The following is a 13,264-nucleotide window of genomic DNA, read 5'->3' on the forward strand; positions in this document are numbered from 1 at the left end:
GAGAATGATTCCTAACACTTGGCATTTACCGTGAGTTAGACTTAATGGTTAAGGCGTTAGGCAGCGGCATTGGTATTGCGTTGCTCATCTCTAAAGCGGGCGTTATGTTTGTCAGGTTAATTGGGGTTTAGGAGTACAGTTTGGCTAAAAAATTTTATGTGGTTTGGAAAGGTCGAGAAACAGGCATTTTCACAACGTGGGCGAAGTGTAAATCACTAGTTGACGGCTTTGCGGGAGCAAAATTTAAATCGTTTCCAACTTTAGGGGAGGCGGAGTCTGCATTCGGTAAAAAATCAACAGCACCAAAGGCTAAGATAGTTAAAAAATCTAGAAAATTGAAATCTGTTCCCTTATCTCAAGAACAAATAGACGCAATGCCATTTGACGTAAAAATCTACACTGATGGTGCTTGTGAACCGAATCCTGGAGAGGCGGGGACTGGGCTTGCGGTATATGAGAATAATAAGCTAACCGAACTCTGGTATGGTTTATACCAATCATTTGGTACTAACAATACTGCCGAGCTTCATGGACTCAATCAAGCTCTACTGCTCGCCAAGGAAAAGCTAACGAAAGGGCGTTCAGTTGGTATCTTTTGTGACTCAAAGTACTCCATCGATTGTGTCACAAAGTGGGCATATGGTTGGGAGAAAAAAGGTTGGACTAAGTCTGGCGGTGAAATTAAAAACCTGGACATAATAAAACCAGCTTATTCTCTTTACCAAGATATATCATCTCAAATTACGATTCACCATGTGAACGGGCATGTTGGCATTGAGGGTAATGAGTTAGCTGATAGGATGTCCATCATTGCTATTGAGTCTAAGGATAAGAATCTTTCTTTGTATAAAGAAATTCATAATATTCCAAAACTTTTAGCGATGCGTACTGGTTAATAGACACCGATACAAATCGCTTAATAGTAATTCATAACACGTGGTATTTGCGCTGTGCATTGAATTTGTGTTTGAGGTGGAACACGCATATAACAGAGGGGTTAGGTACTCGAAGGTACGGTAATTATGGAAATCACTTTTCGACAGATTCACATTGATGACTTCGACTTATGCGTTTCTGCGAGAAAAGATGCGTTCTTTTGTAGCTTTGGGCACTACGACGGTTTCGACGATTTCATCAGTGGTTATTGTGAACGAGTCTTTGACCGGCTAGCGAAGTCAGGATGGTTCTACATCCATGTATTTGTGGATGGTCAGTTTGCAGGGCAGTTGGAATTTCGTAGTTTTTCACCAGAACCGGAAACAGGCTATGTGCACCTCATTTACTTGAAGCCGAACTTTCGTGGATTAGGTCTTGCGGTGAAAGTGCAGAATTATATCGTTAGCAATTTGAGAAAAGCGGGGTGTTTGCGCGCTGTACTTTCAGTAAGCCGGACTAACTACAGAGCACTTAAATTTTATAAGCGCCATGGTTGGGAATTTGTGCGTAAGAATCCTAAGCACGATGAGACCGATTTTTACCAATTTTGGTTGAGTCCCCCTTAGCTGAGGGTTAGTTGCCAACATTTTAATGTCATTATATTAGCAACTATTTTCCGTATTTTGTAAATCTAGACTAGTTCAATAGGGCCGTGGTCATCACAATGGTCCCCATGTTGGTGGTGAAGCCGCCCATCAACGATATAGTCTATGTGATCGCCATGCTTCATGCCCACAGTCAGGGCCGTGAATATGCCCATTACATGAGTGAACAGGCTTGCACTCATTAGGGTTAATATCACTAAATTGAATCGTATGTTCATCGCAATGGTCACCATGCGGATGGTGAAGTTTTCCATCCACTAAGTAGTCGATATGTCCTTCGTGACGTACTGCTGTATGACCACAAGTAGAACTGTGAGTATGATTCTCATGTTTGTGTGTGTTAGAGCAAGACATCGTTCATCTCCTTCGATAAGTTTCTATCTACATATAAAATGTAGTTGTTATCTAGAGCGTTGTTTGAGTAATTTAGTGAATTTAGATAACGTTCGAAGGCACTAACAAAGCTTGAAGACGGATTACCAACGCTTAGTATTTTGGCTTTGTTTCAGATTAAGTGTTTACGACACAATACTTTTAGGACAATGGTATGTGTTGTTCGCCCCTTAATTGGAGGCTAGCACCTCGTGGGGTCATTATGTCTATACCTATTGGAGAAATTACATGGAGTTAGTTGCACCATCGTCAGGGTTTAAGTCAGCTTTTGAATGTTTTTATGAGGACTTTGCTCGACACGATGTTGAAAATGCTGAGTACTACCTTGAGGGTAAAATAGATTTTTTCAAATATATTAGACGCTTGAGTGATGAAGCTGCAGGTAAAAATCTGCGTGAAGGTTATGTGCCATGCAGTCATTTTTGGCTGATAGATAGCTCAAGATCTATCCTTGGAGCTATTCGGGTTCGTCACAACATCGACAATGATTTCCTGGCTTTAGAAGCTGGGCATATTGGCTATGATATAGCCCCTTCATATCGTAGAAATGGTAATGGTAAGTTGATGCTAAAAATGGTACTTCCGAAAGCGGCTGCTCTTGGCATTGGGCGAGCACTGCTGACAGCAGATGAGGATAACTTTGCATCGCGTGGCGTCATCGAAGCAAACGGTGGTGAACTTGAAAATATTGTTATAGGTAAAGTATTTCCAAAGCCTCTAGCTCGGTATTGGGTTGAGTGTAAGTAATGATGTAACAATCACTTAAGACAGGTTCGCACGCTTAGTATTTTCACTGTGCGTTGAGTATAGTGTTTAAGGTAGTCTGCGGTGTTAGCAGTCAGAATTAACAAGGACCTATAGATGGATTTAAAGTATCGTTCAGCTGATTTTGAAGATTTGGAAAGCCTTGTTGCTTTGCTTTCCAATGACCCACTTGGCAGTAAAAGAGAGGATACGTCTGTTCCGTTGAATAGTGCGTATCTTGAAGCGTTTGAAGCAATTATACGAGACCCAAATAATGAATTACTTGTTGTCGAGCTGGAGAAATCTCTAGTCGGGATGCTTCAAATTACCTTTATACCTTACCTGACGCATATTGGAAGTTGGCGATGTCTTATCGAAGGCGTTCGGATCCATAGCGACTATCGTGGGCAAGGTTTCGGTGAGAAAATGTTCGCTCATGCTATCGAAATGGCAAAGAACAAAGGTTGTACAATCGTTCAGTTAACAAGTGATAAGCAGCGCCCTGATGCAATCCGGTTTTACGAAAAACTGGGATTTAAAGCAACACATGAAGGATTTAAACTCGTGTTGTAAGCGCTTATCGTTCATATGAATCACTTTAGCTTGATTCGAAATACATGGAATTTTGTGCGTCGCTTTGGCAGTTCAGGCGTTATCTGGAGACTTTGCTATGTCGTGCACGCGTCCTAGGTGCTTGTAAAAAAATGGCCTACAGTGAATAGGCCTTTAGGGTGGTGAGTGTAATTAACGTTCAGGCGTCGTTAGTAATCTGATGGCACGGTTTACTGCATTGTCGATACCTTGAGGGCTTTCTAATTTCCCGGAACTGGCAGGACCAAGCGCGCATGCGTAGAGAGCAAGCTGCTTATCAAATGTTAGGTCCAACTTTTCATAAAGATTTTGGCGGATTTTGGCGTGGTGCTCAGGCTCTTTGTTAGCAAGGTTGACGAGAGTGTCATAAATGAGCGTCTTCATATAATTCCTTTTTTATGTAACCATGTGCGCATCATTGTATAAGATTTTTGACAAATGTTAAGAAGCATCAATCACAGAAAAATGGTCTGAGAGCAAATTTTCCATCGAAGTAAATCAGTTCGATGTGTCAATAGCCCCCCTAGAGACATTGATAGGGGGCTAATTTATGCTGCGGTAGCAGATTCAATATGGTAGTAATTTTTAGCCATAAGATGGAAAAGCTATTTAAAGCGATGTTGATGATAACACTTATGTGACACTGTAGCGTTTTGGGTTTCTTTCACTGTTATTTCACGTTTGAATTATATAATGCTTGAATCTAGGGTTATACCCAATGGTTACTTTACCTCTAAATCAAGTCATTCTCACTGAACCGAGTATTTCGAGGCTATTTAGTTACTACGACACAAGCTGAAAACTTACCTCAAAGAGGCAAACAATAAATAGGTTAATTTAAATGGATTTTGTTCCTGTCGATTTATCCCGTCATTTGGATTTATGCATTGCATTTCGTAAAGATGCGTACCAAGTCAGTTTTGGTCATATTCAAGGGTTTGATGTTCAAGAGATCACTGCATGGCTTACGTCTATTGCGAAAGATCCACAAGCTGCGTTTTTCCATGTGATCAAAGACAGTAAAATCATTGGGCAGTTGGAATGTCGGTATCCAATTTCTGATAAAAAGGGCCTCAAATTCGGTTACATCAATTTATTTTATTTGGTGCCTGAATTTCGTCATCAAGGACTGGGTAGGCAGCTTCAAAAGTTTCTACTCAAACTCTTCGCCGACCACAACTGTGTTTATGCAAGACTAAGGTATATTCCAGGGAATGAGGCAGGTGAACGTTTCTATTACAAAAATGGTTGGCGTCCTGTAGGAAAGCCAGGAGAGCGTGGGCAGTTAATGCAGATCGATTTATTGGAGGTGACATGATTTCGATTCGTGACTTTCGGCAAGATGACTCACCAATCCTTTGGGCACTTTTTTACAATACGATCCGAAACGTCAACATTAGAGATTATACCGAGCAGCAAGTGGAAGCTTGGGCTCAGGATGGGTTCGACTCCCATCTTTGGTCAAAGAAAATGGAATCTATTCAGCCTTTTGTTGCTGAGATTGACGGATTGATTGTAGGTTACAGCGATGTGCAGCCAAGTGGGTTAGTCGATCACTTTTTTTGCCACCACGAATACCAAGCGCAAGGAGTAGGGCGTGCATTGATGACTCATGTTTTTAAGCAAGCGGGTGCTAAAGGGATTACACGTCTTTATTCGCAGGTGAGCATAACTGCTCGGCCTTTCTTTGAGCACATGGGGTTTAATGTCGTGAACGAACAGCAAGTCGAAGTACGTGGTGCCATTTTAACCAACTATATGATGGAAAGGAGGTTGGATAAAAAGCATGTAATCCATAAACAATGCTTAATTAGTAAGCTAAATCGTCCTCCTGCTCGCTGAAGTTTGAGATGATAAAAGCGAGTGGATTAAGGTGTATCGGCTTGCACTGGCGACAGATAGGGGTTTCGAGAACCAAAAGCCTTGCAGGTAATCAACACCTATTTCAGCAAAGAAATGGCGCATCTTTGCGTCTTCAATGCCCTCAATGACCACTTCGATACTCTGTTCTCGACACATGGTAATTAGAAACTTCAAGTACTCACGCGATGAGCGATTAGTGAGGGTCTTCCACGCCATTGATTTGTCGATCTTAATTTGTGTCACCGGCAAATCAAAGAAACAGTTTAATGAGCTATATCCTGCGCCAAAATCGTCCATAGACAGAGAAAAGCCTAACTCTCGTAGAGTGTTTAGAGGGGTGATGGCTGCGTGATTATTGTCCAGAATAAAGGTTTCAGTAAGTTCAAGCACGATGGCTTGCGGTGCGATGCCTATTTCATCGGCGATGCTTTTTATTTTATTTGGAAACTCGCTGTTAAGCAGTTGTAATACCGACACGTTTACATTTACTCGTACTTGAGTTTGGTAACGATCTCGATAACTCTTTATAAATTGACAGGCCCTTTCAAAAACTTGATAACCGAGTTCGACGATTAAGCCTTTCTTTTCTGCCACTGGAATAAACTCATCTGGATAAATCTCGCCAAACTCTTTGCTTCGCCAACGCACTAACGACTCAAAACTCACCACATGGAGATCAGAAGCACAAACAATAGGCTGAAATTTAACGCTCAGTGTTCTCTCCTCGAGGGCATTTTTCAAACCTTGCTCAATAAAGAAATAACGATCGACGGCATCACGGGTTTTCTGGCTGTAAACCGCGATGTGGTCTCTTTTTTTCTCGTTTGCGTACTGGCAAGTTCGTGCAGCTTTGCGAATGATTTCTCCAGCAGAGTGCGTTGGGTCAATACAAGAGTATAGGCCGATACTGATATTGCTCCCTAGATGTTGGCCTTTATCGACAACGGCTTCGTGATAGTTCTGCTTGATGGTTTTGGCGTATGACTGCAGGTTTTCAATTGGAACGTCATCAAGCACTAAAATGGCAAAATCATCGTCGTGAACCCTATATACGCTGCAGTTTGGGGAAGGCAAATGGCTTAATGTTTGCAGAAGTTTTTCAACCAAACCGTCGACAAGTTCACTGCCGTAATGATTGAGGTAAGATTTGATTTCTTCAATCTGGATATAAAAAATTGATGCATGCGTATTTTTGCTGTCGACCAACTCATTAATATTTAAAAGTAGGTGCGCTCGGTTTGCCATGCCGGATGCATTATCATGGAACGCAACTTGATGGATATAGCTTTCCATTAATTTTCGTTCGGAAATGTCCCTATGGCTACCGACCATGTATTGACCGTGCTTGGTCTCTTTGGTCATTGCCACACCTTCAATCCAAACGTATTGGCCGCTTGGTTTGCGAAGGCGATAGGTGGTCGTCATACGTTCGTTGTCGGTATTAATGTGAGCATTCACGCGTTTCAATAAATGTTCTTTGTCTAGTGGGTGAACTAAATTTAACCATTTATCTAAGTTAATACGGCCCGCATTAATACCAAATTGCTCATAAAAGCACTGATTGTAGAAAACCATTGTGCCGAATTCATCCATGTAGAAAAGCCCTTCGCTGAATACATCGAAGATATGGATAAAACGTTGTTCGACGATCTGTAAAAATTTACGATCGTGCTCTGAAACAGCTTGAGCAATTTTGTTGTTCAAGTTAGCGCCCCCGCAATCCAAATTGCTGCGGAAATAGGCATATATCGGCGAATCACGAATGACATATCTTTGGGCTTTGTCCTATGGATTGCAAACGAGATAATTTACGTCAGATGAAAATATTATATAAATTACAAGTCTATGTAAAAAAAGGTTTATTACAGTAATGCAACTAATAATCAGCATTTTAAAAACTTAGTCAATAGTAAATACTATTTGTACTGAAAAGTTTTTGATTTGATGTTCAAAAACTTCAAAGTATTTAAGTTGATGATGAATGTTTGAGCTATCTCCTCAAATTAAATACGGTCTATCGTGTTTTCAAAACATCATATACTGACCAAATGCTCATTAATTACAAGTAATATTGAATTCTAGTAACATTAGGTCACCAGATTTCTTATAATTCTTTTTGTAAATTATAAATTCTGGTCAGTTTTAATAATATGCAGTACAAACAAGAAGACTTAATCAAGATAGCTATCGCGGATGTTGGTGTTGGCATGTTCGTCACTGGCATCGAGAAGAACAAAGGTATCAACCTCGGGAATGCAGGCCGAGTTTCAAACGAGTTGGGTATCAAGAAACTGCATACGAGTGGAGTTAAGTATGTTTGGGTCAATAAGAAACTTTCCGCACGACGATGTGTTTTTAAGCCTTTTAAAGATGAACATGATGTCTCCTTATCCGCTTCTGAAGTGACTATTTCACCCAAAATTCAACGTGCTTTCCGTACTCGTGAGGTCCAGCATGAACGTGCCAAAAAGCTGATTTCGGAGGCTAAAGGTTTAGCACAGAAGCTCTTTAACCAAACGTTTGAAGGTAAATTCATCGAGGTTAACGAGATAGACTCGTGGGCTGACGACATGATAGAGAGCGTTTTTGTCGACTCTGATGCGTTCCAATGTGTCTCTGCATTGCGCCAAAAAGACAGTTATTTGCTTGAGCACTCGGTCAACGTAGCTTGCTTACTGGTTTCGTTCGGCAAGTACTTGGGGCTCGATAAAAAGATGCTCAAGCAGTTGGCGATTGGCGGTATCATTCATGATGTGGGTAAAATTAAAGTCGATGATGAGATTTTACACAAACCGGCACGTCTGACGTCGGAAGAGTTCGCGCACATGAAACTGCATCAGGTATTTGCGGGTGAAATCATCCTAGGTATACAAGGCCTGAGTGATGTCAGCCGAGATGTGTGTTTGATGCACCACGAGAAACTTGATGGTACCGGATATCCGAGCGGCTTATTTGGTGAACAGATTCCGTTACATGGAAGAATGAGCTGTATAGTCGATATTTACGATGCGTTGACTGCAGACCGTGTTTACAAACAAGGTATGAGCTCAGCAGAAGCGTTCAAAATTCTATTAAGTTTGACTCCCTTTCATCTAGATACGGATTTAGTTTACAAGTTTATTAATTGCATTGGTATATACCCAGTGGGTTCTATTGTGCAATTGAACGATGGAAGAGTTGGTATTGTATGGTCATCTAACGATTCTCAGCCACTGAAACCCATAGTGAAATGCTTTTACTCGCGCAGGTATGAGCGTTATATCGACGTCGTTATGGTGGATTTAAAGAACAGCTCATACTCGGTTGAAAAGGCAGTCGCGCCGTCATCGTTAGAAATAGACCCAGGGCCTTTCTATGATTAACACACCGTCGCTGCTTTTTGAGTATTTTACTGATTGATTGCGTTGTTTGCGGTGTCGTCTTGCGGGTTTCAATTGATAGAAAACTCTAAGAAGCAAATAGCAGCGGATAAAGCTAAGTTTCTAAATAATAAACTAAATTAGAAAAATCTTATTTCCACAATGGAAATTGACGTTTTTGTTTTTTTCAATGGTGGCAAAGAGTCCTGATGCGTAAACTCCAACCTGTCCGTTCGAGGTATAGCCTCTAAAGTCTGTATTTGTTGTTTTTGTCCAGGAATATCTAATATGACTTCAAGCCTTTCTGAGCTTCAAAAGCGCTTCTTTACTATTGCAACAGATAGTAACTTGACTCCAAAACAGAAATCGAACTTTCTTGCTTTGGAAGCCGAGGCCGCTATCCCGTATATGGATGTCTCGGATGAGGTTGAACGAGCGATGCAGCATGGCGTTATCTGTGACATGTTTGAAGGTCATGCGCTATTTAAACCGCGGTATGTTTTGCCAGATTATGCAAAATTTCTTTCCCAAGGTTCTGAATACTTGGAGTTAGGCCCAGCAGAAGATTTTGACGATGCGATCAACATGCTGAGCATCATCTATCATCACGTACCTTCGGTAACCAATATACCGGTTTACTTGGGTAAACTTGATGATGTGTTAATGCCTTACGTCAATGATCTTACGGATGCTCAAATTTACAAAAAGCTGAAACACTTCTGGATTATGCTGGATCGCACATTGCCAGATGCGTTTATGCACGTGAATATAGGCCCAACGGATAACATCATTTGCCGTACGATTTTGAAAGTAGACGCCGAGCTTAAGCAGGTCGCACCAAACCTTACGTTTATGTATGACGAGTCGGTGACGCCAGATGATTTGCTTAAACGAGCAACACAGAACATCTGCGAATGTAGCAAACCACACATCGCGAACTACCAAATACACGTTAACGCTTATGATAGTGACCGCTTTGGTATCGTGAGCTGCTACAACTCTCTGCCATTAGCTGGCGGCTCAAACACGCTGGTGCGTATGAACCTCAAAGAAGTGGCAAACCGAGCAGAGTGCTGTGAAGATTTCTTCAATAATGTATTGCCGGAATATCATGGTTTGATGGTTGAGCTGATGGATGCTCGCACCTCACATTTGCATGAAAAGTCAGGCTTTTTTAAGAGCTTCTTAGCGCAAGAAGGCTTGATAGAGGAATCTCGTTTTGCGCCTATGTACGGCATTTTTGGCATGGCAGAAGCGGTTAACACACTTCTAGAGAAAGAGAGCAATGTCGGCTTCTACGGGCAAGATGCAGCAGCAAACGAGCTAGGTCAACAGATCTCCGCTAAATTGTCTGAATTGGTCGAGAGCACGCCAGTGAAGTTTGGCCTGGAAGGCAGAGCGCTATTGCATGCACAAGGTGGTATCAGTCTTGATGTGGGTGTGACGCCTGGCGTTCGTATTCCTTACGGCAACGAACCCGATCCCGTGTCTTACGTTCAAGCAACCGCTGGCCATCACCAATACTATCGTGCTGGTATCAGCGATATTTTAACCATTGATGAAACCGTGAAATCGAACCCAGAGGCGATGTTCAATCTATGCAAAGGAGCGTTGAAGGCGGGTTACCGTGAGTTCACGGCAAACGTCGCGTCAAACGACTTGGTACGTGTAACTGGGTACATGGTTAAATTGTCTGATATCGTCAAATACGATACGGAAGGGTCACGCTCCAACACAACATTCTTAGGTGCGGAAGCGGCAAGGAATACGGGCATTTTAGAGCGCTCACCACGTGTAGTGAGCCATGAAATGTCACCGATTTACGCTAAGTAATTAGCGATGGAAAAATAAAATGGCTAGACGATCGGAGCAGCCCTTAGCTAAGGTAACGCGTATCCTTCCGTTCTCTTGTGTTGATGGACCTGGAAACCGTCTAGTTATTTTTTTACAGGGTTGTAACTATCAGTGCATCAACTGCCACAATCCGCACACTATCAATCACTGCAATCATTGTGGTGATTGTGTGACTGAATGTCCGGCTAATGCATTGAAGTTTGACGAAAACAACAACGTTGTTTGGCTTGAAAAGGAGTGCACCCACTGCGACCATTGTATAGAGATATGTCAGCACCAATCTAATCCAAAATTTACTGACTACTCTGTGGAATCAATGCTCGATTTGATACGAAAGCAACGCTTTTTTATTAGCGGTGTGACGATATCCGGTGGGGAATCTACCTTACAGCTTCCTTTCATTATTGCTCTTTTTAGAGGGATCAAACAGGATAGTGAGTTGCGTCACCTTACTTGCTTTATCGACAGCAATGGGTCTTTATCAACGGCAGGTTGGGATAAAGTTTTGTCGTACATGGATGGTGCGATGATTGATCTTAAGTCTTGGCAAAGTGAAACCCACCACTGGTTAGTCGGGCGCGATAATCACCGGGTATTTCAAACAATTCAACACTTAGCGAAAGCCCAAAAATTGTACGAAGTACGTTTACTGCATATTCCGGGGAAAAGTGATTTAGATACGGAAGTCGCAGCGGTTGGGCGCTATCTGCAAGGGTTGCCAGAATCGGTTAATATTCGGTTAAACGCATTCCAACACCATGGCGTGATTGGCCAAGCTCTGAAATGGGAGAAATGTTCTCAGGATGAAATGGAGCGCTTCCACGCTCAATTACGCCAGTTTGTAAGCAGACCGATAACCATGCCATCGGCTTATTTGTGACGCAGAAAAGATAATCTTAAAGGCTAGCTACCACTGCCTGACGGTATTCTCCAGAGTTTTCACATGCTTTGAGTACCTGTTGCTGTAGCCACCTTAACGCGGGATCGTTCAGACTCGATTTATTCCAAACCAAGCTGTATGCCACTTGTCCATATTCGAATGGCAAATGCTTCTCTATTAAACCTTTCGCTTGTAGTGCCATTTGTGCCCAAAGTTTTGAGCAGGTGAACAGATAATCGGAGTGATGGCACATCACTGCAGCAGAGCCGAAATCTGCCACGTGCATTGCGACATTGCGCTTGGCGTAATGCTGGGTTAAATTTTGCTCAAAATAAGGCTGAGATAAGCCTTTATCGTGAATTCCAATGTGTCTTGCATCCAAGTAGTTTTCTACTGAAAGTTCTTCCTCTGCCAATGGGTTATTGGTGCCCATTAAACAAATCATCTCATCTTCTAAAATCGTCCGCCATACCAAGTCTTTGCTGTCGGTTGGGGGCTGGCTGATGTCATGAGGCAGAATCATCAGGTCTACTTGTCCGCGGATGAGAGAGTCGAAGCACATTTGTTCTTTCGCATAGATGTTCAATTGTGCTCGATTACCCATCTGTTTGGATAGATTTTTCAGCATAGGAGCGAAGATCTCAAAGGTGCTTTCACGCATCGTTAAGGAAAAGCGGCCTTCATAACTGCTTGGATTAAAGGTTCCTTGGTAAAGCAATCCATTCATGCTGGAGAGAATGCCGTGCACCGAAGGGCCAATGTTCAAAGCAAACGGAGTTGGGGCCAAACGAGAACCATCGCGGTAAAAAAGGTCGTCTTTCAGAATGTCGCGCAATTGGCTTAGTGTTTTACTCACGCTGGAAGGCGTCACGCAGAGTTGCTCCGCGGCTTGAGTCACGCTGTGTGTTGTGAGCAGCATGTGCAGTACCGTCAGGTGTTTGAGGCTAATGCGTGAAAGTGTTATGTGATCCATTCGCAAGACTAATTTGTGTCATTTTTTCCAGTATATCAGCATGTAACAATTTTTTACTATTGTAAAAGATCAGAAAATTCCGAGTTTCTTTTCGTTTTTTATCTTAGCAATTTCCCCATGAAATATTGCTGACAAATGCTGAGAGATTCAGTATCGCGGGTTGGTTTCGTATTAACGGTGGAAAAGACAATCAGCTTGATATTGCGCACTGAGTGCAAGTGCGGCTAATGCGCTGAGAGAAACTTTAAACTTGATTAACTTTGAGCTACTTATTGATTTTGAAAGATTTCCTTTTGTTTCATTGACTTTTTCCGGAAATTGCACAAATAGTTATTCAAACAATATCCTAATTAGGTGTGTGGTAAAGGTAATTTATGAAAAGAGTCGTAGTGTGGGGTGCAAGTAGTGGCTTAGGTTTGGCAATTGCAAGGCATTTTGCGGGGAAAGGTACGGAAGTTGTCGGTGTCGCCAGAGAGCTCGACAAAAGCCCAGAATTAAAGCTGATTTGTCAGTCTACATTTGGTTGTGATGCAACAAAAGCATCTGAGGTAAACGCAGTTGTCGAACAGTTAGATAACGATGATATTGTTATTAGCACGATGGGCAGTTTTCGAGCAGATATCCCGGTTGATTATTTGGGCCATCGCCATTTGATTGATGCCCTGTGTCAGGCATCAATCCAGCGTTTTGTGCTGGTGACGTCTCTTGGCTGTTGTGATAGTTGGAAATACCTTTCAGAACGGTCAAAAACTGGTTTTGGTAGTGCAGTGCGTGAGAAGTCATTGGCTGAAGCCTGGTTACAAACTAGTGACTTGGACTACACCATTATTCGCCCTGGTGGCTTGAAAGATGGTGAGGCGACGGGGACTGGTGTATTGGTTGAGCCACAAGAAGTGCACGGTTTAATATACCGTCAAGAAGTTGCCCGCTTGATTTTTGAAATGTTAGAAAACAGCGAAGGTAGCGGCGAAATTTTTCACTCTATCGACCCAGAGCTAACCTACTAAACGTGATTCTTTACCCTTCTAAGTTCGAGTTGGCGAGAAAAGTATCTAGAATACTAAAT

The 13,264-nt window shown here is 42.2% G+C and carries 14 protein-coding genes and 1 pseudogene; 11 read left to right on the forward strand and 4 right to left on the reverse strand.

The window, feature by feature from the left end; all coding sequences use genetic code 11:
* The first annotated feature begins 140 nt into the window (after nucleotides 1-140).
* Both AND4_RS02995 and AND4_RS03000 read left to right on the forward strand, forming a co-directional pair.
* On the forward strand, nucleotides 141-896 hold the full coding sequence (locus tag AND4_RS02995) for a ribonuclease H family protein (protein WP_009841423.1): 756 nt from the start codon (nucleotides 141-143) through the stop codon (nucleotides 894-896).
* 126 nt (nucleotides 897-1,022) lie between these two features.
* Nucleotides 1,023-1,502, forward strand: a complete 480-nt coding sequence (locus tag AND4_RS03000) for a GNAT family N-acetyltransferase (protein ID WP_009841424.1) — start codon at nucleotides 1,023-1,025, stop codon at nucleotides 1,500-1,502.
* A gap of 129 nt (nucleotides 1,503-1,631) precedes the next feature.
* Here the strand turns inward: AND4_RS03000 and AND4_RS03005 are convergent, their stop codons facing one another.
* Nucleotides 1,632-1,895: a hypothetical protein gene (locus tag AND4_RS03005; protein WP_241210237.1), complete on the reverse strand. Its 264-nt coding sequence runs from the start codon at nucleotides 1,893-1,895 to the stop codon at nucleotides 1,632-1,634.
* A 267-nt stretch (nucleotides 1,896-2,162) separates the two neighbouring features.
* Between AND4_RS03005 and AND4_RS03010 the strand changes: the two genes are divergently transcribed.
* Nucleotides 2,163-2,681, forward strand: a complete 519-nt coding sequence (locus tag AND4_RS03010; RefSeq protein WP_009841426.1) for a GNAT family N-acetyltransferase — start codon at nucleotides 2,163-2,165, stop codon at nucleotides 2,679-2,681.
* A gap of 114 nt (nucleotides 2,682-2,795) precedes the next feature.
* Nucleotides 2,796-3,251 carry a GNAT family N-acetyltransferase gene (locus tag AND4_RS03015; protein WP_009841427.1) on the forward strand — a complete coding sequence of 152 codons (456 nt, stop codon included), beginning with the start codon at nucleotides 2,796-2,798 and terminating at the stop codon, nucleotides 3,249-3,251.
* Between the two features lie 171 nt (nucleotides 3,252-3,422).
* Here the strand turns inward: AND4_RS03015 and AND4_RS03020 are convergent, their stop codons facing one another.
* The gene (locus AND4_RS03020) at nucleotides 3,423-3,653 is read right to left on the reverse strand and encodes a PAS factor family protein (RefSeq protein WP_009841428.1); all 231 of its coding nucleotides are present in this window, start codon (nucleotides 3,651-3,653) and stop codon (nucleotides 3,423-3,425) included.
* A gap of 457 nt (nucleotides 3,654-4,110) precedes the next feature.
* Between AND4_RS03020 and AND4_RS03025 the strand changes: the two genes are divergently transcribed.
* Complete coding sequence (locus tag AND4_RS03025) at nucleotides 4,111-4,587, forward strand: GNAT family N-acetyltransferase (RefSeq protein ID WP_009841429.1); 477 nt, start codon at nucleotides 4,111-4,113, stop codon at nucleotides 4,585-4,587.
* Complete coding sequence (locus tag AND4_RS03030; protein WP_009841430.1) at nucleotides 4,584-5,111, forward strand: GNAT family N-acetyltransferase; 528 nt, start codon at nucleotides 4,584-4,586, stop codon at nucleotides 5,109-5,111. The genes AND4_RS03025 and AND4_RS03030 overlap by 4 nt, the downstream gene beginning before the upstream one ends.
* Here AND4_RS03030 and AND4_RS03035 read toward each other — a convergent pair.
* On the reverse strand, nucleotides 5,088-6,836 hold the full coding sequence (locus tag AND4_RS03035; protein ID WP_009841431.1) for an EAL domain-containing protein: 1,749 nt from the start codon (nucleotides 6,834-6,836) through the stop codon (nucleotides 5,088-5,090). The genes AND4_RS03030 and AND4_RS03035 overlap by 24 nt on opposite strands.
* A gap of 446 nt (nucleotides 6,837-7,282) precedes the next feature.
* Between AND4_RS03035 and AND4_RS03040 the strand changes: the two genes are divergently transcribed.
* The 3 genes from AND4_RS03040 (at nucleotide 7,283) to AND4_RS03050 (ending at nucleotide 11,225) form a co-directional block, all read left to right on the forward strand.
* On the forward strand, nucleotides 7,283-8,494 hold the full coding sequence (locus AND4_RS03040) for an HD-GYP domain-containing protein (RefSeq protein WP_009841432.1): 1,212 nt from the start codon (nucleotides 7,283-7,285) through the stop codon (nucleotides 8,492-8,494).
* 285 nt (nucleotides 8,495-8,779) lie between these two features.
* The gene (locus AND4_RS03045) at nucleotides 8,780-10,324 is read left to right on the forward strand and encodes a YjjI family glycine radical enzyme (protein WP_009841433.1); all 1,545 of its coding nucleotides are present in this window, start codon (nucleotides 8,780-8,782) and stop codon (nucleotides 10,322-10,324) included.
* Nucleotides 10,325-10,343: 19 nt separating this feature from the next.
* Nucleotides 10,344-11,225 (forward strand): YjjW family glycine radical enzyme activase, encoded by an 882-nt coding sequence (locus AND4_RS03050; RefSeq protein ID WP_043991433.1) that lies wholly within the window; start codon nucleotides 10,344-10,346, stop codon nucleotides 11,223-11,225.
* Nucleotides 11,226-11,241: 16 nt separating this feature from the next.
* Here AND4_RS03050 and AND4_RS03055 read toward each other — a convergent pair whose 3' ends face one another.
* Nucleotides 11,242-12,198 (reverse strand): LysR family transcriptional regulator, encoded by a 957-nt coding sequence (locus AND4_RS03055; RefSeq protein WP_043991434.1) that lies wholly within the window; start codon nucleotides 12,196-12,198, stop codon nucleotides 11,242-11,244.
* An 80-nt stretch (nucleotides 12,199-12,278) separates the two neighbouring features.
* Between AND4_RS03055 and AND4_RS19390 the strand changes: the two are divergent.
* Together AND4_RS19390 and AND4_RS03060 are read left to right on the forward strand one after the other, a co-directional pair.
* Nucleotides 12,279-12,410 (forward strand): annotated as a pseudogene (locus AND4_RS19390) (SM-20 protein); the annotation flags it as partial.
* Between the two features lie 162 nt (nucleotides 12,411-12,572).
* Nucleotides 12,573-13,205 carry an SDR family NAD(P)-dependent oxidoreductase gene (locus tag AND4_RS03060; protein ID WP_009841436.1) on the forward strand — a complete coding sequence of 211 codons (633 nt, stop codon included), beginning with the start codon at nucleotides 12,573-12,575 and terminating at the stop codon, nucleotides 13,203-13,205.
* Nucleotides 13,206-13,264 lie beyond the last annotated feature (59 nt).

The organism is Vibrio sp. AND4 (genome assembly GCF_000171815.1).
Taxonomy (GTDB): Bacteria; Pseudomonadota; Gammaproteobacteria; order Enterobacterales; family Vibrionaceae; genus Vibrio.

What these genes read in the sequence shown, in the direction of transcription:
- AND4_RS03000 (WP_009841424.1), top strand. Translation starts at nt 1,023, where the DNA reads ATGGAAATCACTTTTCGACAGATTCACATTGATGACTTCGACTTATGC.
- AND4_RS03005 (WP_241210237.1), bottom strand. Translation starts at nt 1,895, where the DNA reads ATGTCTTGCTCTAACACACACAAACATGAGAATCATACTCACAGTTCT.
- AND4_RS03010 (WP_009841426.1), top strand. Translation starts at nt 2,163, where the DNA reads ATGGAGTTAGTTGCACCATCGTCAGGGTTTAAGTCAGCTTTTGAATGT.
- AND4_RS03015 (WP_009841427.1), top strand. Translation starts at nt 2,796, where the DNA reads ATGGATTTAAAGTATCGTTCAGCTGATTTTGAAGATTTGGAAAGCCTT.
- AND4_RS03020 (WP_009841428.1), bottom strand. Translation starts at nt 3,653, where the DNA reads ATGAAGACGCTCATTTATGACACTCTCGTCAACCTTGCTAACAAAGAG.
- AND4_RS03025 (WP_009841429.1), top strand. Translation starts at nt 4,111, where the DNA reads ATGGATTTTGTTCCTGTCGATTTATCCCGTCATTTGGATTTATGCATT.
- AND4_RS03030 (WP_009841430.1), top strand. Translation starts at nt 4,584, where the DNA reads ATGATTTCGATTCGTGACTTTCGGCAAGATGACTCACCAATCCTTTGG.
- AND4_RS03040 (WP_009841432.1), top strand. Translation starts at nt 7,283, where the DNA reads ATGCAGTACAAACAAGAAGACTTAATCAAGATAGCTATCGCGGATGTT.
- AND4_RS03045 (WP_009841433.1), top strand. Translation starts at nt 8,780, where the DNA reads ATGACTTCAAGCCTTTCTGAGCTTCAAAAGCGCTTCTTTACTATTGCA.
- AND4_RS03050 (WP_043991433.1), top strand. Translation starts at nt 10,344, where the DNA reads ATGGCTAGACGATCGGAGCAGCCCTTAGCTAAGGTAACGCGTATCCTT.
- AND4_RS03055 (WP_043991434.1), bottom strand. Translation starts at nt 12,198, where the DNA reads ATGGATCACATAACACTTTCACGCATTAGCCTCAAACACCTGACGGTA.
- AND4_RS03060 (WP_009841436.1), top strand. Translation starts at nt 12,573, where the DNA reads ATGAAAAGAGTCGTAGTGTGGGGTGCAAGTAGTGGCTTAGGTTTGGCA.